This is a genomic window from Streptomyces sp. NPDC056479, from assembly GCF_042795335.1.
Classification (GTDB): domain Bacteria; phylum Actinomycetota; class Actinomycetes; order Streptomycetales; family Streptomycetaceae; genus Streptomyces.
Genome location: NZ_JBHTRZ010000002.1, coordinates 67,177 through 90,141, shown reverse-complemented (window position 1 = coordinate 90,141; position 22,965 = coordinate 67,177). Strand labels below are relative to the sequence as shown.

Annotated in this window: 23 protein-coding genes and 1 pseudogene; 12 read left to right on the top strand and 12 right to left on the bottom strand. The window is 69.9% G+C overall.

Annotated elements, in window-relative coordinates:
* Window positions 1-348: 348 nt before the first annotated feature.
* Window positions 349-1,557: an MFS transporter gene (locus ACFQ6S_RS06715; RefSeq protein WP_383404519.1), complete on the bottom strand. Its 1,209-nt coding sequence runs from the start codon at window positions 1,555-1,557 to the stop codon at window positions 349-351.
* A 90-nt stretch (window positions 1,558-1,647) separates the two neighbouring features.
* Here ACFQ6S_RS06715 and ACFQ6S_RS06710 point away from each other — a divergent pair, with 90 nt between their 5' ends.
* From ACFQ6S_RS06710 to ACFQ6S_RS06680, 7 genes are all read left to right on the top strand, one after another.
* Window positions 1,648-2,409 (top strand): DeoR/GlpR family DNA-binding transcription regulator, encoded by a 762-nt coding sequence (locus tag ACFQ6S_RS06710; RefSeq protein ID WP_383404517.1) that lies wholly within the window; start codon window positions 1,648-1,650, stop codon window positions 2,407-2,409.
* 387 nt (window positions 2,410-2,796) lie between these two features.
* Window positions 2,797-3,291: an SRPBCC family protein gene (locus ACFQ6S_RS06705; RefSeq protein ID WP_383404515.1), complete on the top strand. Its 495-nt coding sequence runs from the start codon at window positions 2,797-2,799 to the stop codon at window positions 3,289-3,291.
* Window positions 3,284-4,903 (top strand): phytoene desaturase family protein, encoded by a 1,620-nt coding sequence (locus ACFQ6S_RS06700; RefSeq protein WP_383404513.1) that lies wholly within the window; start codon window positions 3,284-3,286, stop codon window positions 4,901-4,903. The genes ACFQ6S_RS06705 and ACFQ6S_RS06700 overlap by 8 nt, the downstream gene beginning before the upstream one ends.
* Window positions 4,904-5,138: 235 nt before the next feature.
* Window positions 5,139-6,023, top strand: coding sequence for an SDR family oxidoreductase (locus ACFQ6S_RS06695; protein ID WP_383404511.1), 885 nt, complete (start codon window positions 5,139-5,141; stop codon window positions 6,021-6,023).
* Between the two features lie 34 nt (window positions 6,024-6,057).
* On the top strand, window positions 6,058-6,312 hold the full coding sequence (locus ACFQ6S_RS06690; RefSeq protein WP_383404509.1) for a DUF2945 domain-containing protein: 255 nt from the start codon (window positions 6,058-6,060) through the stop codon (window positions 6,310-6,312).
* A 10-nt stretch (window positions 6,313-6,322) separates the two neighbouring features.
* Window positions 6,323-6,811: an MSMEG_6728 family protein gene (locus tag ACFQ6S_RS06685; RefSeq protein WP_383406450.1), complete on the top strand. Its 489-nt coding sequence runs from the start codon at window positions 6,323-6,325 to the stop codon at window positions 6,809-6,811.
* A 69-nt stretch (window positions 6,812-6,880) separates the two neighbouring features.
* The gene (locus ACFQ6S_RS06680) at window positions 6,881-7,741 is read left to right on the top strand and encodes an oxygenase MpaB family protein (RefSeq protein WP_383404507.1); all 861 of its coding nucleotides are present in this window, start codon (window positions 6,881-6,883) and stop codon (window positions 7,739-7,741) included.
* 37 nt (window positions 7,742-7,778) lie between these two features.
* Here the strand turns inward: ACFQ6S_RS06680 and ACFQ6S_RS06675 are convergent, their stop codons facing one another.
* From ACFQ6S_RS06675 to ACFQ6S_RS06650, 6 genes and pseudogenes are all read right to left on the bottom strand, one after another.
* Entirely contained in the window at window positions 7,779-9,281 is a 1,503-nt protein-coding gene (locus ACFQ6S_RS06675) for an APC family permease (protein ID WP_383404505.1), read from the bottom strand.
* Entirely contained in the window at window positions 9,278-10,840 is a 1,563-nt protein-coding gene (locus ACFQ6S_RS06670; RefSeq protein WP_383404503.1) for a GMC family oxidoreductase, read from the bottom strand. The genes ACFQ6S_RS06675 and ACFQ6S_RS06670 overlap by 4 nt, the downstream gene beginning before the upstream one ends.
* A 129-nt stretch (window positions 10,841-10,969) precedes the next feature.
* A complete protein-coding gene (locus ACFQ6S_RS06665) occupies window positions 10,970-12,436 on the bottom strand; it encodes an aldehyde dehydrogenase family protein (protein WP_383404501.1) in 1,467 nt (488 codons plus the stop codon).
* Between the two features lie 255 nt (window positions 12,437-12,691).
* Window positions 12,692-13,789 (bottom strand): annotated as a pseudogene (locus ACFQ6S_RS06660) (winged helix DNA-binding domain-containing protein).
* Window positions 13,790-13,796: 7 nt separating this feature from the next.
* Window positions 13,797-13,976, bottom strand: coding sequence for a hypothetical protein (locus tag ACFQ6S_RS06655; protein ID WP_383404499.1), 180 nt, complete (start codon window positions 13,974-13,976; stop codon window positions 13,797-13,799).
* An 84-nt stretch (window positions 13,977-14,060) separates the two neighbouring features.
* A complete protein-coding gene (locus ACFQ6S_RS06650) occupies window positions 14,061-14,483 on the bottom strand; it encodes a VOC family protein (protein ID WP_383404497.1) in 423 nt (140 codons plus the stop codon).
* Between the two features lie 166 nt (window positions 14,484-14,649).
* Between ACFQ6S_RS06650 and ACFQ6S_RS06645 the strand changes: the two genes are divergently transcribed.
* Window positions 14,650-15,633: a helix-turn-helix transcriptional regulator gene (locus ACFQ6S_RS06645; protein WP_383404495.1), complete on the top strand. Its 984-nt coding sequence runs from the start codon at window positions 14,650-14,652 to the stop codon at window positions 15,631-15,633.
* Window positions 15,634-15,732: 99 nt separating this feature from the next.
* Here ACFQ6S_RS06645 and ACFQ6S_RS06640 read toward each other — a convergent pair whose 3' ends face one another.
* Entirely contained in the window at window positions 15,733-16,383 is a 651-nt protein-coding gene (locus ACFQ6S_RS06640; RefSeq protein WP_383404493.1) for a TetR/AcrR family transcriptional regulator, read from the bottom strand.
* Between the two features lie 65 nt (window positions 16,384-16,448).
* Here ACFQ6S_RS06640 and ACFQ6S_RS06635 point away from each other — a divergent pair, with 65 nt between their 5' ends.
* Window positions 16,449-17,111 (top strand): O-methyltransferase, encoded by a 663-nt coding sequence (locus ACFQ6S_RS06635; protein ID WP_383404491.1) that lies wholly within the window; start codon window positions 16,449-16,451, stop codon window positions 17,109-17,111.
* Window positions 17,112-17,577: 466 nt separating this feature from the next.
* On the opposite strand, the gene ACFQ6S_RS06630 is transcribed toward ACFQ6S_RS06635, so the two are convergent.
* Both ACFQ6S_RS06630 and ACFQ6S_RS06625 read right to left on the bottom strand, forming a co-directional pair.
* On the bottom strand, window positions 17,578-18,417 hold the full coding sequence (locus tag ACFQ6S_RS06630) for an SDR family oxidoreductase (protein ID WP_383404489.1): 840 nt from the start codon (window positions 18,415-18,417) through the stop codon (window positions 17,578-17,580).
* Between the two features lie 72 nt (window positions 18,418-18,489).
* Entirely contained in the window at window positions 18,490-19,368 is an 879-nt protein-coding gene (locus ACFQ6S_RS06625) for an alpha/beta fold hydrolase (protein WP_383404487.1), read from the bottom strand.
* A gap of 105 nt (window positions 19,369-19,473) precedes the next feature.
* Here ACFQ6S_RS06625 and ACFQ6S_RS06620 point away from each other — a divergent pair, with 105 nt between their 5' ends.
* Both ACFQ6S_RS06620 and ACFQ6S_RS06615 read left to right on the top strand, forming a co-directional pair.
* Window positions 19,474-19,905 (top strand): MarR family winged helix-turn-helix transcriptional regulator, encoded by a 432-nt coding sequence (locus ACFQ6S_RS06620; RefSeq protein WP_383404485.1) that lies wholly within the window; start codon window positions 19,474-19,476, stop codon window positions 19,903-19,905.
* Between the two features lie 203 nt (window positions 19,906-20,108).
* Window positions 20,109-20,453 (top strand): hypothetical protein, encoded by a 345-nt coding sequence (locus tag ACFQ6S_RS06615; RefSeq protein WP_383404483.1) that lies wholly within the window; start codon window positions 20,109-20,111, stop codon window positions 20,451-20,453.
* Window positions 20,454-20,613: 160 nt separating this feature from the next.
* Here ACFQ6S_RS06615 and ACFQ6S_RS06610 read toward each other — a convergent pair whose 3' ends face one another.
* Window positions 20,614-21,177 carry a carboxymuconolactone decarboxylase family protein gene (locus ACFQ6S_RS06610; protein WP_383404481.1) on the bottom strand — a complete coding sequence of 188 codons (564 nt, stop codon included), beginning with the start codon at window positions 21,175-21,177 and terminating at the stop codon, window positions 20,614-20,616.
* A 102-nt stretch (window positions 21,178-21,279) separates the two neighbouring features.
* Between ACFQ6S_RS06610 and ACFQ6S_RS06605 the strand changes: the two genes are divergently transcribed.
* Entirely contained in the window at window positions 21,280-21,555 is a 276-nt protein-coding gene (locus tag ACFQ6S_RS06605) for a winged helix-turn-helix transcriptional regulator (RefSeq protein WP_383404479.1), read from the top strand.
* 466 nt (window positions 21,556-22,021) lie between these two features.
* Here ACFQ6S_RS06605 and ACFQ6S_RS06600 read toward each other — a convergent pair whose 3' ends face one another.
* Window positions 22,022-22,927 (bottom strand): S41 family peptidase, encoded by a 906-nt coding sequence (locus ACFQ6S_RS06600; protein WP_383404477.1) that lies wholly within the window; start codon window positions 22,925-22,927, stop codon window positions 22,022-22,024.
* Window positions 22,928-22,965: the final 38 nt, after the last annotated feature.

Sequence of the window (22,965 nt, the reverse complement as noted above, 5' to 3'; positions counted from 1 at the left end):
AGCACACGTTGCGGGCGCCGGCGGGCAGGATCCCGATCCCGACGGCGAGGTTCGTGGGTGCCGGCCAGGACGGTGGCGGCCTGTGCGATACCGCCGCGCCAGCCGAGGTCCTCCACCACCCAGACCTGGTCGAACCCCAGCTCCTCGGCACGCCGAATGTAGGGCAGCATGCCGCCGACGGGGAGATCGATGGGCAGCATGACACCGACGCGGCCGCGGGCGGGCAGTGCGTGGGGCTCGGGCATCGTGGGGCTCCTTTATCGGCTGAAAGCCTCGCTCCCTGGCCCCTGGTGGCCGGGGGAGGGGGCTTGTGCGGCACGGGGGTCAGGAACCGTGCCGCACAAGCGGTCAGTGGCTGCTGGCTGCCATCTCGCTCTGCTGGGTGCGGTCGGATCCGGGGCGCAGGACGCGGGCACCGACAGCGGTGGTCGCACACAGCAGGGTCAGCAGGACGAAGGCGTGGTTGAGGGCGACGAGATGGGTCAGCCAGCCGATGACGGCGGGGCCGGCGAGCATGCCGACGTAGCCGAGCCCGGCGACGCGGGAGACGTTGGCACCGGCGGCGGATGGATCGGCGTGCCCGGCTGCGCTGAACAGTTGCGGGACGCAGCCGGACAGACCCAGGCCGAACAGTGCCCAGCCGGTGAACGCGGCCCACATCCACGGGCCGAGGGCCACGAGGGTGATGCCGACGGCGGCCGCGGCTGCGCCATAGCGCAGGATCGCCATGGAACCGAACCGGGCGACGAAGCGGTCCGCGAGCAGTCGGCCGATGGTCATGGCAGCGGCGAAGGTGCCGTACGCGAAGGCCGCCGTGCTGGCGGGCGCACCCAGGACGTCCTTCAGGTGCAGAGCGCTCCAGTCGTTGGCGGCGCCCTCGCACAGCATGACCATCAGCGCCAGGACGGCCAGCAGCCAGACCCGGCCCGTGGTGCCGGGCCGCTTGACGGCCGGTGACGTCTCGGTCTCCTCCGCGGAGCCGGGACTCTGGACGGCGGGAGCGGCAGGCAGCAGAGCGCGGGCCGCGGCCAGGGCGATCACGATGCCCGCGGCTCCCATGGCGGCCATGCCCGCGGCTGGGTTCAGGCCGGCGCTCGCAGCGCCCGCTCCGACGAGCGAGGCGAGGACACCGCCGACGGAGAACGTGGCGTGGAAGCCGGACATCACGGGCCGGCCGTACGCCTTCTCCACGTGTACGGCGTGGGCGTTCATGCTCACGTCCAGGCAGCCGTTGCAGAACCCGAAAAGCAGCAGCGCGCCGGCCAGCGTCCACGGATCACGGGCGAGACCGGGCAGGACCAGGGCCGCGCCGCACAATATGCCGCCGGCGGGGACCACGATGCGGGCGCCGAGGCGGTCGGTCAGGGGACCGGCCACCTGCATTCCGACGAAGGCCCCGAGCCCGAGCACCACCAGCAGACCGCCGAGCACGGCGTGGCTGATGCCCACGCGTTCCTCGATCGCGGGGATGTGCACCACCCAGGTGCCCATCAAGGTGCCGCACAGGACGAAATAGGCATAGGTCGCCACACGGGCGGCTCGAAGCGAACGTTCCATGCCGCTCACCGTAACGAACATCTGCAATGTTCGAAAGTCGGAGAAATGAACAAGTTGATTGTTTGTTTCCCGGTGGTGTTCAATCGCGGCATGAGCAACGCAGACCGGCACGGGCTGATCGCGAAGGCCGTCAGGGACTCCGGAGGCGCCACGGTCCAGGAACTCGCGGAGCTGACCGGCGCATCGGAGATGACCATCCGGCGCGACCTCGACACCCTCGCCGCCCAGGGCGTCCTCGAACGCGTTCGCGGAGGGGCACGCACCCTGCTGCTCCGGGGCGAGGAGCCCCCCTTCGTGCTGCGCGCCCACGAGGCGGTCGACGCCAAACGACGGATCGCCGCCAAGATCTCCGCACTCATCGGCGACGGCGAGAGCGTCCTGCTGGACAGCGGCACCACCTGCCTGGAGGTCGCCCGCCTCCTGCGCGAGCGTCCCGTCACCGTGATGCCCCTGTCCCTGCAGGCCATCCACCTCCTTGGCGAGACACCCGGCCCGGCCACACTGGTCGTGCCCGGCGGACAGCCCCGCGCCGCCGAAGGAGCCCTCACCGGGCCCCTCACCCTCGCCTCCCTGGCCGCCCTGCGCTTCGACACCGCCGTCATCGGCTGCTGCGGGCTGACCGCGGCCGACGGTCTGACCGCCTACGACCTCGACGACGCCGCAGTGAAGAAGGCGAGCATCGCCTCCGCCCGCCGCGTCATCGTCGCCGCCGACGGCAGCAAACTCGGCCACACCGCCTATGCCTACGTCGGCCCCGCCGCCCTCCTGCACACCCTCGTCACCGACACCACCGCTGCCGCCGAAGAAGTCACCGCACTCGAAGGCAGCGGCACCATCGTCCAGACCGTCTGACAGACCCTTCCGGCCTCAGCGCCACGGACGGGCTCCATCGGGCTGGACGCTTACGAGTCCGTTCGTGCCGACCGTCCGAGGGCGGATGCATGTCATGTAGTGGCGGAGCTGTGGTAGGTGACCGAGTAGTCGTGACTGGGAGCGACCTGCGAAGGCCCATCCCTCGGCAGCGACGTCATTTCATGTGAACTCCTCAGGTGCCTCCCACCGGTGACGGTCGTCAGACCGTGCTTCCCGACCGAGCCTCCTCACGGAGCCAAAGCGTCCCGTCGACCCCGTTCCGCCTACCGGCCCCAATCACTGCCAGTGGTGCTGGTTGGACCCGTGATGCACGGGCACTCGGGGCGTGGCCGCCGGACAACCGGTCGAGGCACCCTGGAGGTCTTCGTGGCCGTTCGCCATCGTCTGATCCAAGCCAGCCCCAGTGCCGTATGGGCCGTCCTCGCCGATGGCTGCCGCTATGCGGATTGGGTGGTGGGGACCTCGCGGTCCCAGCCGGTTCGCGGGCAGTGGCCGCACCTGGACGCGGCGATCCGCTACGAGGTCCGGCTCGGTCCGGTCCAACTGGTCAACGAGACGATCGTCCGCCGCTGCGAGGAGGGCGTCTGCCTGGAGCTGGAGGCCAAGGCCGGCGCGCTCGGCACGGCACGGATCGCCATGGAGCTGCGGCCGTGGGGCGAGCTGTGCTTGGTGATCGTGGATGAACACCCCCTCCAGGGAGCGGGCGGCCGGCTGCACAACTTCGGCTTCGAGGCGCTGATCCAGCTGCGCCACCGCGCCATGCTCGCCCGTCTCGCCCGACTGTGTGAGAGCGAGGCGCAGGACGAGAGGCAGGCGGTCGTGGCGGCTGTGCCGGACGCGGACGGAGCCGGCCATGCCTGACGCCGTGGTGATAGGTGCCGGCCCCAACGGCCTGGTGGCCGCCAACGTGCTGGCGGACGCCGGGTGGAGCGTCGAGGTGCTGGAGGAGCAACCGGAGCCGGGCGGCGCCGTGCGCCACGACCGAGGCGTCGACCCCGCCTTCGTCAACGACGTCTTCAGCTCCTTCTACCCGCTCGCAGCCGCCTCGCCCGTCCTCGCCGCGCTGCGACTGCAGGACCACGGGCTGCGGTGGAGCCACGCGCCCAGTGTGCTGGCACATCCCCTCACGGACGGCAGCTGCGCCGTACTGGACCGGGACCTCGACATCACCGCCGCGTCGCTTGAGGCCTTCGCACCCGGCGACGGAGCCGCCTGGCGTCGGCTGCACGCCCTGTGGCAGCGTCTGCACCCCGATCTGCTGAACTCTTTGTTCACCCCGTTCCCGCCCGTCCGCTCGGCGGCGCGGCTGGCGCTGCGGCTGCGGGCCGCGGGCGGATTGCGCGTGGCACGCTCCCTGGTGCTCCCGGTGCGCCGCCTGGGGGAGGAGGAGTTCCGCGGCAGCGGCGGCCGGCTGCTACTGGCCGGCAACGCCCTGCACGCCGACCTCGCTCCGGAGTCGGCAGGCAGTGGCGGCTTCGGCTGGCTGATGTCCATGCTGGGACAGACGTACGGCTTCCCCGTCCCTGTCGGCGGATCCGGCGCGCTGAGCCACGCCCTGACCCAGCGCCTTCGGACGCGGGGCGGGCGGGTGCGCTGTGGGCAGCGTGTCGAGCGGATCGTCGTTCGTGGCGGGCGGGCCGTCGGCGTGCGTACCGCGGCCGGCGACGCGGTGCAGGCACGCCGGGCGGTGCTGGCCGACGTGTCGGTCCCCGCCTTGTACAGCGATCTCCTTGACCCCGAGCACGTGCCCACGCAGCTCCTCGACGACCTGCGCCGCTTCCACTGGGACTTCGCCACCTTCAAGGTGGACTGGGCGCTCGACGGCCCGGTGCCCTGGCGGGCGGAGCAGGCGTCCCGGGCCGGCACCGTCCACCTCGCCGACGGCCTGGACGAGCTGACCCGCTTCACCGCGCAGATCGCCATGCGGCAGGTCCCGGACCGTCCCTTCCTGCTGTTCGGTCAGATGACCACCGCCGACGCCACCCGCTCCCCGGTGGGCACCGAATCGGCCTGGGCCTACACCCACGTGCCCCGTGAGATTGCCGCCGACGCCGCCGACGAGGGCATCACGGGCCGCTGGGAAACCAAGGACCAGGAACTCATGGCAGACCGGGTCGAACGGCAGGTGGAACGCTTCGCTCCCGGCTTCCGCTCGCTGATCCGGGCCCGCCGCATCCTTGCGCCGCCCACCCTCGAGGCACTCGACGCCAATCTGAGCGGCGGCGCCATCAACGGGGGTACGACCGCGATCCACCAGCAGTTCCTCTTCCGCCCGGTACCCGGTACCGGACGCCCCGAGACGCCGATTCCAGGCCTCTACCTGGCCTCCGCCGGTGCCCACCCGGGCGGCGGGGTGCACGGCGCGCCGGGAGCCAACGCCGCCCGAGCCGCACTGCACCGCCACCGGCTACCCGGCCTCGTACGCGCCCAACAACTCGTGACCCACCGCGACCGCACCGGAACCAGGCGCTGACCGCCCACCCTGCCGCCGCGCCGGGTCACCCCGAAAAGCGACCGAGCGGACCAGAAGCCGCTTGTACGGCGTCGGCGTCCACCGGTCCACATGGGGCGGGGAGAAGGGAGAACCGCCGTAGCCCATCCCCACCGTGCGCTCGCCGGCCCGGCGGAGCCGAACTGCATCCGAACACCGACCCCGCAAGGAAGTGGCGCACAAGCCGTCCACCCGAGTCGAGAGGAAGGTGCAGCCCGTGCGCAGCACCAGGCCGCTTGCCGGCCGTACGGTCGTCGTCACCGGAGCCGCTCGCGGCCTGGGCGCGGCGCTGTCCCACGAAATCGCCCGACGCGGCGCCCGGGTAGCGCTGCTCGGGCACGAGAAGGCCGCGCTGGAGGCGGTGGCCGCGTCCCTGCCGGGTCCGGCGCTCGCCGTCGAGGTCGACGTCACCGACCCCACCGCACTGGTCGCCGCGGCCCGCAGGGTGCGAACCGGACTCGGGCGCTCCTCCGCCGTGGTGGCGAACGCGGGCATCGCCGAGGGCGGCCCGTTCCTCGCCTCGGACCCGGTCGCATGGCGGCGTGTCATCGACGTCAACCTCACCGGTAGCGCCCACACGGCCCGCGCGTTCCTGCCGGATCTCTTCGACACGGCGGGCTACTTCCTCCAGATCGCCTCGCTGGCGTCGATCAGCGCCGTGCCCCTGATGAGTGCCTACTGCGCCTCCAAGGCGGGGGCCGAGGCCTTCGCGCACGCCCTGCGGGCGGAGGTGGCGCACCGAGGAGTCGCCGTGGGCATTGCCTATCTCAACTGGACGGACACCGACATGATCCGCGACGCCGACGAGTACACCGCCCTGCGTGAACTGCGCGCCCAGATGCCTCCGCCGGCCCGCCGGGTGAGTCATGTGGACACGGTCGCCGCTCGCCTGGTGAGGGGCCTGGAGCGGCGGCGTACGGCTGTGTACGTCCCGGCGTGGCTGCGTCTGACCCAGCCGGTGCGCGCGGCCTTGCCGGCCGTGGTGCTGCGCGTGTCGCGCCGGGAGCTGCCCCGCATGGAGGCGGCGCACGCCTTGGAGTACACCGGACCACTCGGCGCAGGCGGCCTGGCCGACCGAGCGGCGTCCGGGCGCAATCCGTGACGCCACAACCGGCACCGAGGAAGTGAAAGATCCGATGACGAAGAAGGCGAAGAAGGCAGAAGGGACGAGCGGCGGGGACAAGGGCAAGCAGCTCACCCCGGGCGACGAGGTCACCTGGAACAGCCACGGCAGCAGCACGGAAGGCACCGTCGAGCGGAAGATCACCCGACGTACCCAGGCATCCGGCCGGACCGTGGACGCCTCGTCCGAGGAGCCGCAGTACGAGGTGCGCAGCGCCCGGTCCGGCAAATCGGCGGTCCACAAGCCATCCGCGCTGCGCAAGAAGTGAGCGGGTGACGATGCAGACGTTCCTGCCCCACCCAGACTTCCGGCAGACCGCCCTGCTCCTGGACCGGCGTCGGCTGGGCAAGCAGCGGGTCGAGGCACTGCAGGTCCTGCGTGGCCTGACCGTCCCTGGCTACGGGTGGCGCCGGCACCCGGCCGTACGGATGTGGGCAGGCTATGAGGAGGCACTCGTGCGCTACGGCCTGGATATCTGCCGGGTCTGGCGGGAGCAGGGACACCAGGACAGCTGCGCCGCCTCCCTGGTCGCCGGACTGGCCGCGCACCGGCCGGACGCCGCGCTGCGCGACCAGGAGGAGCTTGCGACAGCCGGCGAGCTGCCGCCCTGGCTCGGCGACGAGGCCTTCCACGAGAGCCACCGCTCGGCACTGGTCCGTAAGGACCGCGACGTGTACGCCGCCCTGTTTCCCGGCGTCCCCGACGACCTGCCCTATGTGTGGCCGGCATCCGACCGCGAACCACGCCACGCGCACACCGGTCGGTGAACCGCTCCGATATGCCCGGAGACGAGCGGGCATCGCGGACACTGGGGAGCAGGAGAGGGGAGGCCGATCGTGCTGACCGCAGTCCGTGCACAGCTGGGCCAGGCCCTGTTCCGCCGGGTCGCGGGCCCCGACGGACGGGAGACGCGCGCTCGCATCCACCACACCCCCGGCCCGCGCTGGTTCGGACCCGACCGCCCGATCCGCACCGTCCACGGCGACGCCTCGATGTTCATCGGCGGGCTGAGCGCACTGCTGTTGCAGTCCCTGCATCCGCTCGCCATGGCTGCGGTGGCGGGGCATTCCGGCTACCGCGGCGACCCCTGGGGCCGCCTCCAGCGCACCAGCACCTTCCTGGCCGTGACGACCTTCGGTACCGCCGAGGACGCCCAGGGAGCGGTCGACCGCGTCCGGGCCATCCATGAACGCATCCGCGGGACGACCGCCCAGGGTGTGCCCTACCACGCGGCCGATCCGCACCTGCTCGCCTGGGTGCACGCAGCCGAGACGGACAGCTTCCTGCGCGCCCACGAACGCTACGGAGCCCACCCGCTGGACGCCGCCGGCTACGACGCCTACGTCGCCGACACCGCGCGCGTCGCCGAGGCGCTCGGGGTGATCGACCCACCGCGCGACCGCCGCGAGCTCTCCGAGCGCCTGACCGCCTACCGACCCGAACTGCGGGCCACATCCCAGGCCCGTGCCGCCGCCCGCTTCCTGCTGTTCCAGCCGCCCCTGCCGCTGGCGGTACGGCCGTTCTACGGCGGGCTGGCCGCGAACGCCGTATCGCTGCTCCCGCTCTGGGCTCGCGGCATGCTCTGGCTGCCCCGGGTCCCGGTCGTCGAGGACCTTGCCGTACGCCCCACCGGCCAGGCCCTGACCCGGACCATCCGCTGGGCCATGACCCCACAGCGCCAGTCCCACCCGACGTGAGCACCCGGACCGCACCCGTCGGACGGCCGCATCCGCCTCATCCCCGCTTCGGGCGAGGCGTGTCGTCAGACGCACCTTGCTTTTCCGGTACGGCGTCGCCGGCGGGTGCGTCGCCGCGGCCGTAGTGATGGGTGGTGAACATGTAGAGCAGACCGGTGCCCAGGACCACCGCGCCGCAGAGCAGCACGATCCAGTTCTCCCACCAGGACTTCTCCGGGGTGCGGGCCCAGGAGATGTTGATGATGGCCAAGATGCCGTAGACCAGCGCCGCGATGTTCACCGCGAGGCCCCAGCGGCCCAGGGTGAACTCGCCTGCCGGGCGCCAGCCCTTGAGCCGGGCGCGCAGCGCGGCCAGGACCACCATCTGGAACGAGCCGTAGATACCGAGGATCGCGAACGAGACGATGTTGGTGAGCGCGTCTTCGGAGAGCAGCGAGGCGAAGGCGATGAGCAGCGGCACCGCCGCGGACACGAACAGCGCCCAGCTCGGCACCGCACGGGCGTGGACGAACCGCCGCAGCAACCGGTGCCCGGCGATCATCTCGTCACGGGCGTAGGAGTAGATGAGCCGCCCGGCCGCGGCCTGGAGGCTGATCGTGCAGGACAGGAAGGAGATCAGCACCACGGCCATCACCAGCCGCGCCCCGGTCTCGCCCATGGCGTCGTACAGCACGTCCACCACCGGGTCGGCCTGCTCGCCCGAGATGATCGCGTTGAAGTCCGTGACCGACAGCAGAAGCGACATACAGGTGAACGTGGCCGCAGCGCCGCCGATGTAGATGGTGCGGCGCATCGCGCGGGGGATGACCCGGCCCGGGTGAGCGACCTCCTCGGCGGTGTCGCCGCACGCCTCGAAGCCGTAGTACTGGTAGAGGCCGATGATGCCGGCTGCCAGGAACGCCGGCAGGTAGGAGCCGTCTCCCTCGACGCCGTAGGTGTCGAAGATGACGCCGAGGTTCTGGTGGCGGTGGGTGGACAGCAGGTAGACGCCGACGACGAGGGCGCCGATGAGCTCGCCGGCGAAACCGATGAGCGCCGCCGTCGACAGTGCCTTGGTGCCCATGTAGTTGACGAGGATGGCGACGACGATGAGTACGGCGGTGCACAGCACGGTGGTGTGCACGGTGGCTCTGAAACCGAAGAGGATGGCGATGTAGGGGCCGGCGCCGTACGCGACGGAGGTGATGGTCACCAGCAGTGCCCACATGTACACCCAGCCGGTCATCCACGCCCAGCGCTTGCCCCACAGCCGCCGGGCCCAGGGGTAGACGCCGCCTGCGATCGGGTACTGGGCGACGATCTCCCCGAAGATCAGCGCGACCAGGAACTGGCCGCAGCCGGCGACCAGGAACGCCCAGATCATCGGCGGTCCGCCGTCGGCGATCGCGATGCCGAAGAGGGTGTAGGTGCCCACCACCGGGGAGAGGTAGGTGAAGCCGAGGGCGAAGTTGGCCCAAGGGCTCATGTCCTTACGGAACTCGGAGCCCGGCTCCCCGGAGGGGGCGCCGGACGCCGGTGCGGGAGGCTGCGTACCGGTCATCGTCGTGCCCCTCGTTCCGCTTTGATCAGGTCGGCGGCGCGTTCGGCGGCGAGCAGCACGGTCACCATCGGGTTGACGGTGGGCAACGTCGGGAACACCGACGCGTCGACGATCCGCACGCCCTCGAAGCCCCGCAGTCTCAGCTCGGGGTCGCAGACGGCCGCCGGGTCGTCCGCCGCGCCCATCCGGCAGGTGCCGGCCGGGTGGTAGACGGTGTGGGCCGCGCGGCGGCCGTACTCCGAAAGGTCGGCGTCGGAGACGACGTCCGGGCCGGGTGCGACCTCGCGGACGAGCCAGTCGCGCAGCGGGTCGGTCTTGGCGACCTCGCGGGCGACCTTGAGGCCGTCCACGATGGTGCGCTCGTCGTGCCCCTCGGGATCGGTGAAGTACCGGAAGTCCAGGGCGGGATGCTCGGCGGGGTTGTTGCTGCGCAGCCACATGCGGCCGGTGGAGCGGGCCCGCGGCACGTTCGGGGTCATGCACACCCCGTGCTGCGGTACGGGGTAGCCCAGGCGTTCGGTGTTGACGGTGAACGGCACCTGGTAGAAGTGGAACATCAGGTCGGGGCGCGGCTGGCTCTTGTCGCGGCGCAGGAACAGACCGGCGTCGGAGTCCATCGCGGAGTTGGGCGGCAGCGGCCCCGCGGTCTCCCAGACGATCACGGACTCGGGGTGGTCCAGCAGGTTCTCCCCGACACCGGGCAGGTCGGCCCGTACCGCGATGCCCAGGGCGCGCAGGTCGTCGGCCGGGCCGATGCCGGAGAGCAGCAGCAGGCGCGGGGTGTCGATGGCGCCCGCGCACAGCAGGAGTTCGCGCTCGGCACGCACGGTGGCGGGTTCGCCGTCGGCGCCCCGGACGGCGACCCGGGTCAGCCGGCCCGACGCGTCGGGGATCACCCGGTGGGCCCAGGTCTCCAGCTTCAGCGTGAGGTTGGGCCGGTCGAGCATCGGGTGGAGGTAGGCGACGGACGCGGAGGAGCGCAGGTTGCCCTCCGGCTGGTAGGCCAGGGAGAAGAACCCGGCGCCGTCGGCGAAGGGGTCGGCATTGAAGTCCTCGACGACGGGGACGCCGAGGGCGCGGGATGCGGCGGTGACGAAGTCCTTGGCGATGGGATTGCGGTCGGCCTCGGCCACCGGGACGATCTGCGTGAGCAGCCGGTCGCGGTAGGGGAGGATCGTTGCCGGGTCCCAGCCGGTGCAGCCGCGGCTCACCCAGTCGTCGAGGTCCTGCGGCAGCGGCAGGAAGCTGATCAGCGTGTTGTGGGAGGAGCAGCCGCCGAGCACGCGGGCCCGTGAGTGCAGGATGTGCGAGTTGCCGCGCGGTTGCTCGACGGTCGTGTAGCCGTAGTCGAACTCCGAGCCGAGCAGGTTGATCCAGTTGCGCAGGCGCAGGATGCGCTCGTCGCCGACGTCGCTGGGGCCGCCCTCGATGACGCAGACGCGACAGTCGGGGTCCTCGCTCAGGCGGGCGGCGAGGACGCAGCCGGCGGTGCCGCCGCCGACGATGACGTAGTCGTAGACGGACTCGGCGCCGTGCGTGGGGCTGGGGGTGGAGGCCATGCGGTGCCTTTCTTCTTTGGCCGAGGCGACGTGGGGGTCCGGCCGGTCTTCGTCGGCCGTCGCTTCGCCGGCGTGTGGCCGGTCTTCGGTGGTCGTCGCGCCAGGGATGGGCGCTGCGCTGCCTGAAGGTCAGCCCTTGAACCAGCCGGAGGGAGCGGGGGCGAGGTTCTGGTAGATGTGCTTGGCCTCCTGGTACTCGCGCAGCCCGGTGGGGCCCAGCTCGCGCCCGACGCCGGAGCGCCCGAAGCCGCCCCACTCGGCCTGCGGCACATAAGGGTGGAAGTCGTTGATCCACACGGTGCCGTGCCGCAGCCGCTGTGCGACACGCTGGGCGCGGCTCGCGTCGGAGGTCCACACGCCGCCGGCCAGGCCGTAGCGGGTGTCGTTGGCCAGTTCCAGCGCCTCGTCCTCGGTGCGGAAGCGTTCGACGGTGACCACCGGACCGAAGACCTCCTCCTGGACGATGCGCATGGACCGGTCGCAGTCGGCGAAGATCGTCGGCAGCAGGAAGAAGCCGCGGCTCAGGGCGGGGTCGTCCGGGCGCGTGCCGCCGGTGACGAGCCGGGCACCTTCCCCCTTGCCGATGGCGATGTAGCCCTCGACCTTCTCGCGGTGCTCGGCGGAGCTGAGCGGGCCGCTCTCGGTGCCCTCGTCCAGGCCGTTGCCGATCCGGATCTCCCGCGCGCGGTCGGCGTATGCCTCGACGAACCGGTCGTGCAGCGAGTCCTCGACCAGCAGACGCGAACCGGCCGAACAGACCTGCCCGGAATGCAGAAAGGCGGCGTCCAGCGCGTAGTCCACGGCGGCTTCGAAGTCGGCGTCCGCGAAGACGATGTTGGGGTTCTTGCCGCCCAGTTCCAGCGCGATGTTCCTCGGTCCCTCGGCGGCGCTGGCCATGATGGACCGTCCGGTGTTGAGGCCGCCGGTGAAGGACACCAGGTCGACCTCCGGGTGGCTGGTGAGGGCAGCACCGACGGTGGCCCCGGAGCCCAGCACCAGGTTGGCGACCCCGGGCGGCGCGCCGGCTTCCTCGATGAGCCGGACCATGGCGATCGTGGTGAGCGGTGTGACCTCGCTGGGTTTGAGGACGAAGGTGTTGCCGGCGGCCAGCGCCGGGGCCACCTTCCAGGAAGCCTGCAGCAGCGGGTAGTTCCAGGGGGCGATGAGCGCGCACACCCCGACCGGCTGGTAGACGACGCGGCTGAGGACGTCCGGCCCGACGTCCACGACCCGGCCGCCGTCCTTGCCCGCGAGTTCGGCGAAGTAGCGGAAGGCGTTCGCCACGTCCTCCACATCGATACGGGCCTCGGTCAGCGTCTTTCCGGTGTCAAGCGTCTCTGTGCGGGCGATGTCCTCCTTGTCGCGCAGCAGCAGGTCGCGCACGCGCAGCAGGAGATCGGCCCGGCGGCGGGTGGGGGCGTTCGCCCAGTCCCCCTCGTCGAAGGCGCGCCGGGCGGCGCGTACGGCGCGGTCCACGTCGGTGGCGTCGGCCTCGTCGACGGTGGTGACGACGGAGGCGTCGTAGGGGTTGACCACCTCCCGCCTCGCACCGGCCGTAGCCTGTGTCCACTGACCGTCGATGTACAGCTCACCCACCGCGGGGCCTCCTTCGCGTCCGGCCTGTGCCGATCGGTTCGACGGTCAGCAACATGGCCCATCGGACGGGCGGCGGCCGCGGGACGCACCGCCGCGATGCTGTCCGAATGGCCCAGAGGACCCGGGTGGGCTAGGGATTGCCGCCAGTCTCCTGCGGGTCGGCCCAGCCGTCACGACCCCGTAGCGGCCGCTCGCTGGTCTGCACAGGGCCGGACGAGGTCTGACCGGGACACACACCGGAGGCGTCACGCCTTCTCAGCTGTTGTCGGCAGTGATGCGTACGTGGGTGATGCCCTGGTCCAGGAAGGTGGTCAGGGCCTGGGCTTCGGCGTGGACGGCTTCCCGCTCTGGGGTGGAGAGGGGGCGGAGTGGGGTGACGTCGAGTTGTTAGCCCTGTGTGGTCCAGGTGGCGGCGGCGCGTCCGTCGATGAGAACGGCGCGTTGGCCGGCGACGGACAGGCCGAGGTGGGCGTCGTCGATGATGCGGCTGCGGTCGTGGTAGCCGAGGATCGCGTTGTCGAATGCGGGTAGGAACCGGACGGGTGCGGGGGTGTCCGGGTGTGGGCGCGGTGCGTCGGGCAAGTCGAGGAGCTCGCGCCCGCGTTCGTCGCGGAAGGTGACGAGCTCTTCGCGGACGGCCTTGACCGCGGCGGGTAGTCCGGCGAGGCCGCACCAGAAGCGGATGTCGGCGGAGGCAGCGGGCCCGTAGGCGGCGAGGTAGCGCCGTACCAGCTGTTGCCCCGTCGGGTCGGTTCCGTCGGGGGAGAGTGGGTCGATGTCGCGGCCGAGCCAGGTGACCAGGGGCAGGTTGCGGACGCCGGCCGTCGTACGCCAGAGGCCGCGGGGCGGGAGTTGGACCATCGGGATGAGGGCTGCCACGAGCAACTCGCCCAGGACGCGGCGCGGGGGTGTGGGCCAGCGGTCTTCGAGTGCCTGGACGAGTGCGGCCATGGTGCGGGGCTGATGGTCGGCCATGACCGCTCGGCCGGCCACGGCGACCTCGTCCACGTCGATGCCCGCGAGTTCGCGTCGGTAGGTGGCCAGCACCCGCTGGCGCAGCATGGTGTCGTGACGGGCCCGCCAGGCCAGCGCGTCGTCGGCGGTGACGAGGTGGACGGTGCGACGCATCAGGTGCGTGCGCACGACCGTGCGTCCGGTCATTGCGTCGTCCAGTTCTCGCGGCTTGAAGCAGTGCAGCCGGGACCATAGGCCGATGAAGGGTTCCTGGGGTTGTTGCGCCTGCATTCCGCACAGGTGCGCCACGGCGGCCCGGACGGGTGTGACGGTTCGTTCGAGCAGGTACTGGCGGGCGAGGGTGGCGCGATTGAGGGCGCGTGGGCCGAGGACGGTCATGGTCTCCTCATGCTGCGGCGCGCTCATTGGCCGGACGCCGACGCAGGGCGGGTAGGGGATGGGGGGCGTAGGAGACGTCCAGTGGGCTGATGTCGATGCCGGGCGGGACGATTGCTGCGATCGGGGCGAGGACATCGTCGTCGAGTCCGGCCTCGATGCCGGTCCGCCCCAGTCGCCGCATGCTCACGTGACCCGCGTCCGCCCCCTTGTCTGGCGGGTGCCGCCGCTTCGGCCGCGGCGGCACCCGTGATCCTGTGTCGAGTCGGCCGGCTCAGCCGTTGTAGGGAGCGGTGACGTCCAGGACCCAGGTGACACCGAAGCGGTCGGTGAGCATGCCGTACAGCGGTGCCCACTGCGCGGCCTCCAAGGGGCGCACCACTGTCGAGCCCTCCGCGAGCTTCTGCCACAGGGCGCTGATCTCGTCGGCGTCGTCGCCTCGCACGGAGACGAAGAACGGGTTCTCGCCCCGGTTCCAGGGCAGTTGGGAGGGGACGTCGTAGGCCATGACGTGGAAGCCGTCGTCCCCGACCACCTCGCCCCACATCACCCAGTCCGCCTCGTTGTCGTTCTGTACGTTGCCGGCGTCCTTGTAGGTGACGGCGACGGCGTGTCCACCGAAGACGGACTGGTAGAAGTCCAGCGCCTGACGCGCCTCGCCCCGGAAGTTCAGGTGGGTGGTGGTCGTGACGGACATACCTGCTCCTTGCTCTGGGTTTCCTCGAATGTGCGCCGCCGCGATGAAAGCCGGGGCACGTCGCGGCCACCGTGACCTGGGGCATTGCCCCCTCGGTGGCTCTGAACCTCACCATCGCAGGGATAGCGGACAGGATGTGTCCTGTACTGCGGGCAGAATGATGGGCATGCACAAGACGTCCTCGCGACTGCTCGCGCTGCTTTCGCTGCTCCAGACGCGTCGTGACTGGTCCGGCGAGGACCTGGCGGAGCGGCTCGACATCACCCCGCGCACGGTTCGCCGCGACATAGATCGCCTGCGGGAGCTCGGCTACCCGATCATGGCCTTCAAAGGACCCTCCGGCGGGTACAGCCTGGATGCCGGCACGCAGCTGCCCCCACTGCTGTTCGACGACGACCAGGCCGTCGCCCTGGCCCTCGCGCTGCAAACCGCCGCCACCGGCACGGCACTCGCCGAGGACGCGGCCCGCGCCCTCGCCACGATCCAGCAGGTCATGCCACCTCGCCTACGCCACCGCATGGACACAATGCGCATAACGTCCGTCCACCCACCGGGGATCGGGGAGGCCCCACAGGTCGACGCCCAGGTCCTCACGGACCTGAGCACCGCCATCCACACCCATGAGGAACTCCGCTTCGACTACGCCGCGGACGGCACCGCGACCGCCGGGCAGCGCCGCCGAGCAGAGCCCCACCACCTGGTCACCCGGCACGGCCGCTGGTACCTCCTGGCCTGGGACCTCGACCGCGAGGACTGGCGGACCTTCCGCGTCGACCGCATACGGCCGCGCACACCCACCGGTCCGCGCTTCATGCCCCGCGAGCTCCCCGACGGCGACGTAGCCGCCTTCGTCATGAGCCGATTCCGTGGCTTGGACGGCACCACCACGGAGTGGCCCTGCCAAGGCGAAGTCGTCCTCAATCTCCCTGCCACGGCTGTCGCCCCCTTCGCTCAGGACGGAATCGTCGAAGAACTCGGCACCGACCGCTGCCGACTCACCCTCGGCTCCTGGTCATGGACCGGCCTGGCCGCCACCATCGGCCGCTTCGACACCGACATCGAAGTCATCGGCCCACCCGAACTCAACGACGCCTTCGCACACCTCGCCACCCGCTACGTCAACGCCGTCCGCAACACCACCCCGTCCTGACCTCGCGCACGGACTGAGTGCCGCGTCGGGGATAACGTCACGTGCGGCGACAACGGCAGTGTTGGTCGTCTTGCGGACCCGCGCGTCGGCCGTGCCTGTTCAAGAGCCCTCCGACGTCTGCAGCCCATGCCGGCGGAGGAACGCGTCGACGAGCCCATCGGTGAACTGATGGCTGATCAGCTCATCGGTCACGAGCGCGCGGTAGTAAAGAGGGCCCACAAGCTGATCCGTCTCGGCCGTCAGGTCGAGATCGGCAGGCAACTGCCCCCGTTGTACGGCGCGTTCCAGCGGCAGGCGGTCGCGGCGGCGTTGCACGTCGAGACATTTGGACCGGAAGTCCTGGGCGAACACCGCATCGTGCTGGCTCTGAGCGATCAGCGCCTTGAAGACGGCGCCGGGGTCGGATTCGTTGAGGAACCAGGCCAGGCGGGGCAGATAGTCACGCAGATCGAGAGCGATGTCTCCGGAATCGGGCGGGGTCAGGTCCTCGGTCGCGTCCTGGAGGAAGGCATGCATCAGGACGTCGGTCTTGGTGTTCCACCAGCGGTAGATGGTCTGCTTGGCCACACCTGCCCGCGCGGCGATGCCCTCCATCGTGACGCCGGCGAAACCCTTCTCGACGAGCAGGTCGTCGGCCGCCTCCAGCACCGCCAACCGGGCCTGTTCACTGCGTCCGTGCCGGTTGCCGTGGTGACGCCGCCCCGCTCCGTCGGTGCTGCTTGCCTCGGCCGCGCGCGCCTCAGATGCCATCTCGTCTGCCTCGCTCAGGAAATTCTCGCTAGAGATTACGCAACGTTGCGTCTACTCTAGCGGACATGACGCCTACTCACACACTCGCCGCTCCCCGAGTCGCCGCAACCCTCAGCCGCATGTTCGAGCGAGCCGAGCAGGACGAAACCACCGCGGCCCGCGTGGGCGCGGAGCTGCCCGGCGGGTTCGCGCCGATGACGCCCCAGGAACACGCCGACGCCGCGGCGGACATCTACATGCCGATCTCCGCCGCCGGCGGAGAACTCCTCTACAACCTGGTCCGGGCCGTCCGCCCGGCCACGATCGTCGAGTTCGGTATGTCCTACGGGATCTCCACGCTGTACCTGGCCGCGGCGGCACGGGACAACGGCGCCGGACGAGTCGTCACCACGGAACTCAGCAAGGACAAAATCGCCGCGGCACGTCGAACCTTCAGCGAAGCCGGCCTGGACGACCTGATCACCGTCCTGGAGGGGGACGCCCGCGAAACCTTCCACAACCTCGACGTCCCCGCAGACTTCGTGCTGTTGGACGGCTGGAAGGACCTGTGCCTGCCCGTACTACGGCTCCTTGAGCCGCGCCTGCAGCCCGGCACCCTCGTCATCGCCGACGACACCAACCTGAGCAGTCTGCAGCCGTACCTCGACTACGTACGCAACCCGGAGAACGGCTACCAGAGTGTGAACTTCCCCGTCGAAGACGGCATGGAAATCAGTTGCCGACTCTGAGCGATGGGGTGAGGCACCCCAGGCCGGTCGATGTGCCGTCGCGTGACGACCAGGCGTTGGTGCGCACGTGCTACGTCACTAACGTCGCCGCGCATCCCGCCAGGGCAGGTGGCCGGTCTTGACGCCGAGAAGCCGCCGAACGGCAAATCGGCCAGCATGATTCATGTGTCGCGGATCCTGGCAAACTCGGGCTGCGCGAACGGGGTCCGTCTACGAGGCGCCGGCTGGGTGAGCCCCGGGCCATCGAGGCGCTGGGCACGGCACCGGCTTCTCACTGCACCACCGTACCCACGGATCACCGACCCTCACTGACCGGATCGACTCAGCCGGACCATCCGGGCCTGAGCGACCACATCACACGGTGCCATCGAGCCCTCGCGAGCCGCTCCACGAGCTTGCGCCACCAGCGCGCCGACGGCAGGTCCGGTATGGCCTGCGTGCGCTACCGGCAACTGCCGGACCCTGATCAGCCCAGGTACGCGCCGGTCATCGCGAGGACGGCCGAGCCGTCGTTGTCAGCGAGTTTGGTGCCGGTGAAGGAGGTCGCCCACTCGGAGGTCTGGATCCGGAATGCGGGGTGCTCGCTCGTGAGAGCCTCGAGAACGGTGGCGGCAGCCTGCGCAGGGGTCTGCGCCGAGGTGGCGAACTGGCCCTGGGTGCGGGTGGCGTAGCTCTGGAGAAGCGGCGCGTAGTCGCCCGCGGCGGCGATCATCTGTGCCGGGTCGAGCCCGATGTTGCTGACGAACTCCGTGGCCACAGCACCGGGCTCGATGACGGAGACCGCTACTCCGAGCCTGCCGACCACCGGAGCGAGGCTCTCCATGAATCCCTCGACCGCGAACTTGGCAGCGCAGTACGCCTCGTTGAAGGGCTGGCCGACGACTCCGCCCACCGAGGTGACGGTGATCAGCCGGCCGCCCGAGGCGCGCAGATGCGGCAGAGCGGCCTTGGCGGTCTGCACGACACCGAAGAAGTTGACCTCCATTACCCGGCGTACGTCCTCGACCGTCTCGTTCTCGATGGTGCCGACGTGACCGGCGCCCGCGTTGTTGATCAGTGCGTCGAGCCGGCCGTGGTCGGCGACGGCACCCTGGACCGCTGCGGTCACGGAGGCCGGGTCGGTGACATCGAGCCGGCGGATGTCGAGCGTGACCCCGGCCCGGTCGGCGGCGTCGCGCAATGCGTCAGCCCGGTCCGGGTCGCGGAGGGTGGCGACAGTGGTCCACCCGGCGCGGGCGGTGGCGACGGCGGTTTCCAGGCCGATGCCGGAGGAGGTTCCAGTGATCAGGGCGACTTTGGAGGACATGACTGCCTTTCTTCGGGTGTGCGGGTGCACGGTCCCGGGGCCGGGAGAGGGGTGTGGGAGGGGGTGGGGGAGCTATGGACAGGATCTAGGCCGGTACTTCGGCAGGCGAAACAGGAAATTTGCGATGCTCTCGGCGACCTGTTCCGCGATCTCGAGCTGGGGCACATGACCGGCGCCCTCCAGGACCTGGAGGCGGGCGTTCGGGATGCGCGCCTCGTACGCCTCGGCGACCGCGAACGGGACCACGACGTCATGGCGGCCCCACAGCACCAGTGTGGGCTGATGGATCTTCCCGATCCTCTCGGAAATGTCGTAGTCCTCGCCCGCGACGACTGCGCGTGTCATGGCGTTGACATGATCGAAACGGCTGTCCAGCTCGTGGAGCATGTGCCGAACGACGAAGCCGGGGAGCTTGGGCTTGCGGTAGTACATGCGGTCGAGCACCGCATCGAAGTCCTCGCGGGTCTTCATGCGCGCACCGAATCCGACATAGATGAGGCGATCGTCCAGCTGGAGACCTGGGGCGTTGACCAGCATGAGGCTGAGGACCCGCTCGGGGTGGCGAAGTGTGTATGCGCCGGAGACATGGCCACCCATGGAGTTGCCGCCGAGGTGGAAGCGGTCCAGGCCGAGTTCGCTGACCAGCCTCTCGAGTGCGGCCGCGTGGCCACGGATGCTGTAGTCGCGACGGGGGTCCTGCTCGTTCTCGCCGTGACCGGGCAGATCCGGGAGGATCACGCGGTAGCGGCCGGTGAGCCGGGCGGCGGCGGCGAGGAACGAGTTCTTGTCGTCGGCCAGACCGTGCAGCAGTACGAGTGTCTCGCCGGAGCCGCCCTCGTAGTAGTGGAAGACATAGCCGTCGGCTGTGACTGCGGTGCGCTTACGCAGGCGGCCGCGAACTCGAGTGGTGATGGTGGCACCGGTTAGGACGGTGGCCGCGAGGCTGGGCATTCGGAATCTCCTGTACGAGGGGGAGTCTGCTTGCTAAATACTTATGGAGTACCACCATCATTGTCAACCATGGTGGTGGAGAATCACCCGGCCTACACTGTGGGCATGAACGCTCCGGACCAGCTCACCGCCGAGGTGATCGCCCTGTTCGCGAAGATCACCGACCTCTACAACCGCGAGTACGACACAGCCTCCGCCCATCACGGGCTCACCCCGCAGCAGGTCAAGGTGCTGCTCGCGCTGGACGAAGCGCTCCCTATGCGACGCATCGCCGAGCGTCTGGGCGCCGATCCGTCCAACCTCACCGGGATGGTCGACCGACTTCAGAGCCGTGACCTGGTCGAGCGCGTTCCTGACCCCTCCGACCGACGGATCAAACGCATCGCCGCCACGGAGGCGGGCCGGGCCGTCGCACAGGACCTGCGGGCCCGCCTGCGCTTTGCCGGCGACCCGCTGGTCGGCCTCGACGGGGATCAGCGGCACGGGCTTCGGGATCTGCTTCAGCTGATGGTCGATTCGCAGGAACGTGGCGCCTGATCGAGGTTCTGAGTAGTGCATGCAGTAGCTCGATTGGGAGTTCCCGGCCGAGCCGTTATTGCGTCCAGGAGAGCGGCATCGTGTCGCCGCTTTGGCGGGCGGAGGGGTGGGCACCCCTCAACGGGGCCTGGCGCTGCTCCTCCGTCCTGCACTGCCAGGCTGGGCCAGGATGAAGTCTCATGAACGACGGATCGAACTGGCCAATGGACAAGCTGACCGCGCTCCGCCTTGGCAGGCGGCTCGTTGCAGAGGTCCCAGCATCGCGGCCAGAGCGTCGGGCATTCGTGGACATCGCCGCCAGGCAAAGCGAGGCTGATGTCCGGGCGGGGGAGGAGGGATGGATCCGCAGCGACGTTGAACGAAGCTTCCGGCTTGAGCATTGGGAGTACGACAGCGAGCGCATCGACGGCTTCGACTACGACATCGGCGCTGTCCTTATCGGGTTCGCTGATGCCACGGACGAGTCTGAGCTGATTACGGTGCTGTCGGCATGGGGCGTACCGTCCGACCTCTTCGTGAATCCCTGGGACAGCGATGATCCCCGATAGGGGTAGTAGGCCGTTCGTGCTCTCGTTCATGCCGTGCCGCCTGCAGGCGGGGCGGCAAGGTCTGCTCGGAGGCGATGAGGGGGTTGCGCGAGGCTGCGAGGCTGTGGCCGCTAGGCAGGGACTGCGCCCGAAGTCGTCCAGCGGTGTGCATTGCCTGCAATCAGGACGCGGCGATCGGGTCGGTGCCGGGCTCCAGCGGCAGACGGAGAGCCCTGACGGCGAACGAGACGGCGTGGTACCAACCGCAGATCAAGACCAGGTCGAGGGCGGCATCCTCATTCGCGACAGAGACCAGGTTCGCCCAGGTGTCGTCGCACAGATCAAAGGTCGTATGGAGCTCGTCGACCGCTTCAAGTACAGCGCGATCACTGGCGTCCCAGCAGTCGTCCGTCGGTCTTCCGGCCGCGAGGGACGCGAGCTGCGCGCCGTCGAAGCCCGCCTTCTCGGCGAAGCCCGCGACGTGCACGGCCCACTCGTAGTCAGCGCCACACAACGCGGTCGTCCGGTCGATGACCAGTTCACGCTGGCGCACAGTGAGAGCGGAGCGTCGAGAGAAGTAGTAGCTGCCCCAGCCCGCGATGGAGCGGGCGAGCTCTGGTCGGCGGGCCCACACTCGGAACAGCTGGATGGGTGAATGCCCGAGGAGGTCGAGGGCCTGGCCGGCCTCCTCGTCGTACGGCGGCGAGAGCGGTTCGATTCGAGGTTGCTTCGATATTCGAGGCATGGTGGCACGCTAACATTGACGCTTCGGAAAGGGAAGCAGATGACGCGATCGACACCACTGCCAGGCCGACCGGTCCGCGGCTCACACACCGGTCGGCCGATCATGGCCCTCCTCGACCTGCTGGGGCGACGCTGGACTCTGCGAGCCTTGTGGGAGCTGCGGGACGACTCGGCACCGACCTTCCGCCAGCTCCAGCAACGATGTGACGGCGTCTCATCAAGCGTCCTGGCAGACAGGCTTCGTGAGCTCGGACAGGCCGACCTCGTCGAGCACTCCGGCGACGGCTACCTGCTCACCGGACAGGGCAGGACCCTTCTCGAACATCTCGGCCCGCTCGACGCATGGGCCTCCGACTGGCGGCCCAAGACGGGGGACTGACGGACGGTCCGGTGCCGAGCCCTAAGATCCCGGCACCGGGTCAGGAGCCCAGTTGATCGTCGAGGAAGCCGACCAATTGGTCGACGACCTTCTGGGTGGTCCAGGGCTCGCTCATCGAGGCAGGCACCCGACGGCCCCGTCGCCGTGACCGGCGCCCGTGATGACGTAGCGGGGTGCTGTCGACGCCCTCGGCCAGGAGAGAGGAACCGACGAATTGCGGCTCGTGGGGTGACGGAATGCGCGGGGTGGGTCAGCGGGCCGCGCGGCCGCCGCGTGATTGTCCTCTGTGGTCCAATCGAGGCGTTTGACAGCGAACCCGGTCGCTTCGGCTTCCCTGGCAGTGAATCCAGTCGTGCGGAGTGCGCATGCCGGGAGCGCCGGAGACTGGGGCCTCCGCCGCCGAAGTCAGCCGTCGACGTTGATAAGGGAGGCGATGCGCGCGGTGCTGTCGGTGGGCTGGGCTGGGTCAGCCTGCTAGTTGGGCGAGGGCCAGCGCGTGTGCTTGGTCGAGGGAGTCAGCAGCAGCGCAAGGGATGTCCGGCTGCACACCGGTGCCCTCCCAGTTCGTGCCGGAGACGGGGTTGATGGCACGGCCCATAGGGATAGTGGCCTCCAGGTGTGGGTGCACCGTCCAGCCCTTGCACGGATGTGCGCCGCCGCGGGTGCGCTCGCCGACGACTACGGCGCGGCCGAGCTGCTGGAGGTCGTACGCCATCTCCTCAGCAGCAGAGAAGGTGCTGTCGCTGGACAGCACGTACAACGGCTTGCTGCCACCGAAGCAGGCGCCGGGAACGTGTGGCTGGCTCCAGGACTGTTCGCGGCGCTCGCCGTCGCGCCAGTGCATGGTGTTGAGGTGGGTGCGCTTGTCCAGTAGGTAGCTGCAGACGAAGGCGACCGTGTCCGGGTCGCCGCCCCGGTTGGCGCGAAGGTCCACGATCAGCGCCTGGGCGCGGGAGACCAGGGTGAGCGCGGCGCCCAGCGGTTCGGCGGCCCACTCCAGCGGAAACAGCATGGGTGCCAGCTCAAGTACGGCGACCCCTCCGTCGAGCAACTGCACCCGAGGCGCACCGCCCAGTGAGGTGTCGAAGTCCCGGCGCATGGCGTCCAGGGTGGCCGCCCCCTCCTTCGGGGACACCGGGTCGGTGTGGTGCTTCAGTCTCAGATGTCGGTCGCCGTTGACGGACTGCAGGTCCGCGGTGACCAGACGGGCGAACTCCTCCGTTCCGTCGACATCGTAGGCGCCGGCGGTGAGGCGTCGTTGCAGCAGGCCGGCAAGCTGCTCGGCTATCTCGGGGAAAACGTAGTGCTCGATCAGGAGCCGGGCTGTCTCGTCGATGACAGGGGCGGGCTGAACCTTCGTCAGAGTCGTCATGGCAGGAAGTAGAGCACTGCCCTTGCGAAAGCGTCAAA

Excerpts from the sequence above, each read along its gene's own strand:
- ACFQ6S_RS06620 (WP_383404485.1), top strand. The coding sequence starts at position 19,474 with ATGAACGCTCCGGACCAGCTCACCGCCGAGGTGATCGCCCTGTTCGCG.
- ACFQ6S_RS06635 (WP_383404491.1), top strand. The coding sequence starts at position 16,449 with ATGACGCCTACTCACACACTCGCCGCTCCCCGAGTCGCCGCAACCCTC.
- ACFQ6S_RS06625 (WP_383404487.1), bottom strand. The coding sequence starts at position 19,368 with ATGCCCAGCCTCGCGGCCACCGTCCTAACCGGTGCCACCATCACCACT.
- ACFQ6S_RS06685 (WP_383406450.1), top strand. The coding sequence starts at position 6,323 with ATGCAGACGTTCCTGCCCCACCCAGACTTCCGGCAGACCGCCCTGCTC.
- ACFQ6S_RS06715 (WP_383404519.1), bottom strand. The coding sequence starts at position 1,557 with ATGGAACGTTCGCTTCGAGCCGCCCGTGTGGCGACCTATGCCTATTTC.
- ACFQ6S_RS06640 (WP_383404493.1), bottom strand. The coding sequence starts at position 16,383 with ATGGCATCTGAGGCGCGCGCGGCCGAGGCAAGCAGCACCGACGGAGCG.
- ACFQ6S_RS06600 (WP_383404477.1), bottom strand. The coding sequence starts at position 22,927 with ATGACGACTCTGACGAAGGTTCAGCCCGCCCCTGTCATCGACGAGACA.
- ACFQ6S_RS06610 (WP_383404481.1), bottom strand. The coding sequence starts at position 21,177 with ATGCCTCGAATATCGAAGCAACCTCGAATCGAACCGCTCTCGCCGCCG.
- ACFQ6S_RS06645 (WP_383404495.1), top strand. The coding sequence starts at position 14,650 with ATGCACAAGACGTCCTCGCGACTGCTCGCGCTGCTTTCGCTGCTCCAG.
- ACFQ6S_RS06710 (WP_383404517.1), top strand. The coding sequence starts at position 1,648 with ATGAGCAACGCAGACCGGCACGGGCTGATCGCGAAGGCCGTCAGGGAC.
- ACFQ6S_RS06605 (WP_383404479.1), top strand. The coding sequence starts at position 21,280 with ATGGCCCTCCTCGACCTGCTGGGGCGACGCTGGACTCTGCGAGCCTTG.
- ACFQ6S_RS06690 (WP_383404509.1), top strand. The coding sequence starts at position 6,058 with ATGACGAAGAAGGCGAAGAAGGCAGAAGGGACGAGCGGCGGGGACAAG.
- ACFQ6S_RS06615 (WP_383404483.1), top strand. The coding sequence starts at position 20,109 with ATGGACAAGCTGACCGCGCTCCGCCTTGGCAGGCGGCTCGTTGCAGAG.
- ACFQ6S_RS06650 (WP_383404497.1), bottom strand. The coding sequence starts at position 14,483 with ATGTCCGTCACGACCACCACCCACCTGAACTTCCGGGGCGAGGCGCGT.
- ACFQ6S_RS06700 (WP_383404513.1), top strand. The coding sequence starts at position 3,284 with ATGCCTGACGCCGTGGTGATAGGTGCCGGCCCCAACGGCCTGGTGGCC.
- ACFQ6S_RS06630 (WP_383404489.1), bottom strand. The coding sequence starts at position 18,417 with ATGTCCTCCAAAGTCGCCCTGATCACTGGAACCTCCTCCGGCATCGGC.
- ACFQ6S_RS06670 (WP_383404503.1), bottom strand. The coding sequence starts at position 10,840 with ATGGCCTCCACCCCCAGCCCCACGCACGGCGCCGAGTCCGTCTACGAC.
- ACFQ6S_RS06675 (WP_383404505.1), bottom strand. The coding sequence starts at position 9,281 with ATGACCGGTACGCAGCCTCCCGCACCGGCGTCCGGCGCCCCCTCCGGG.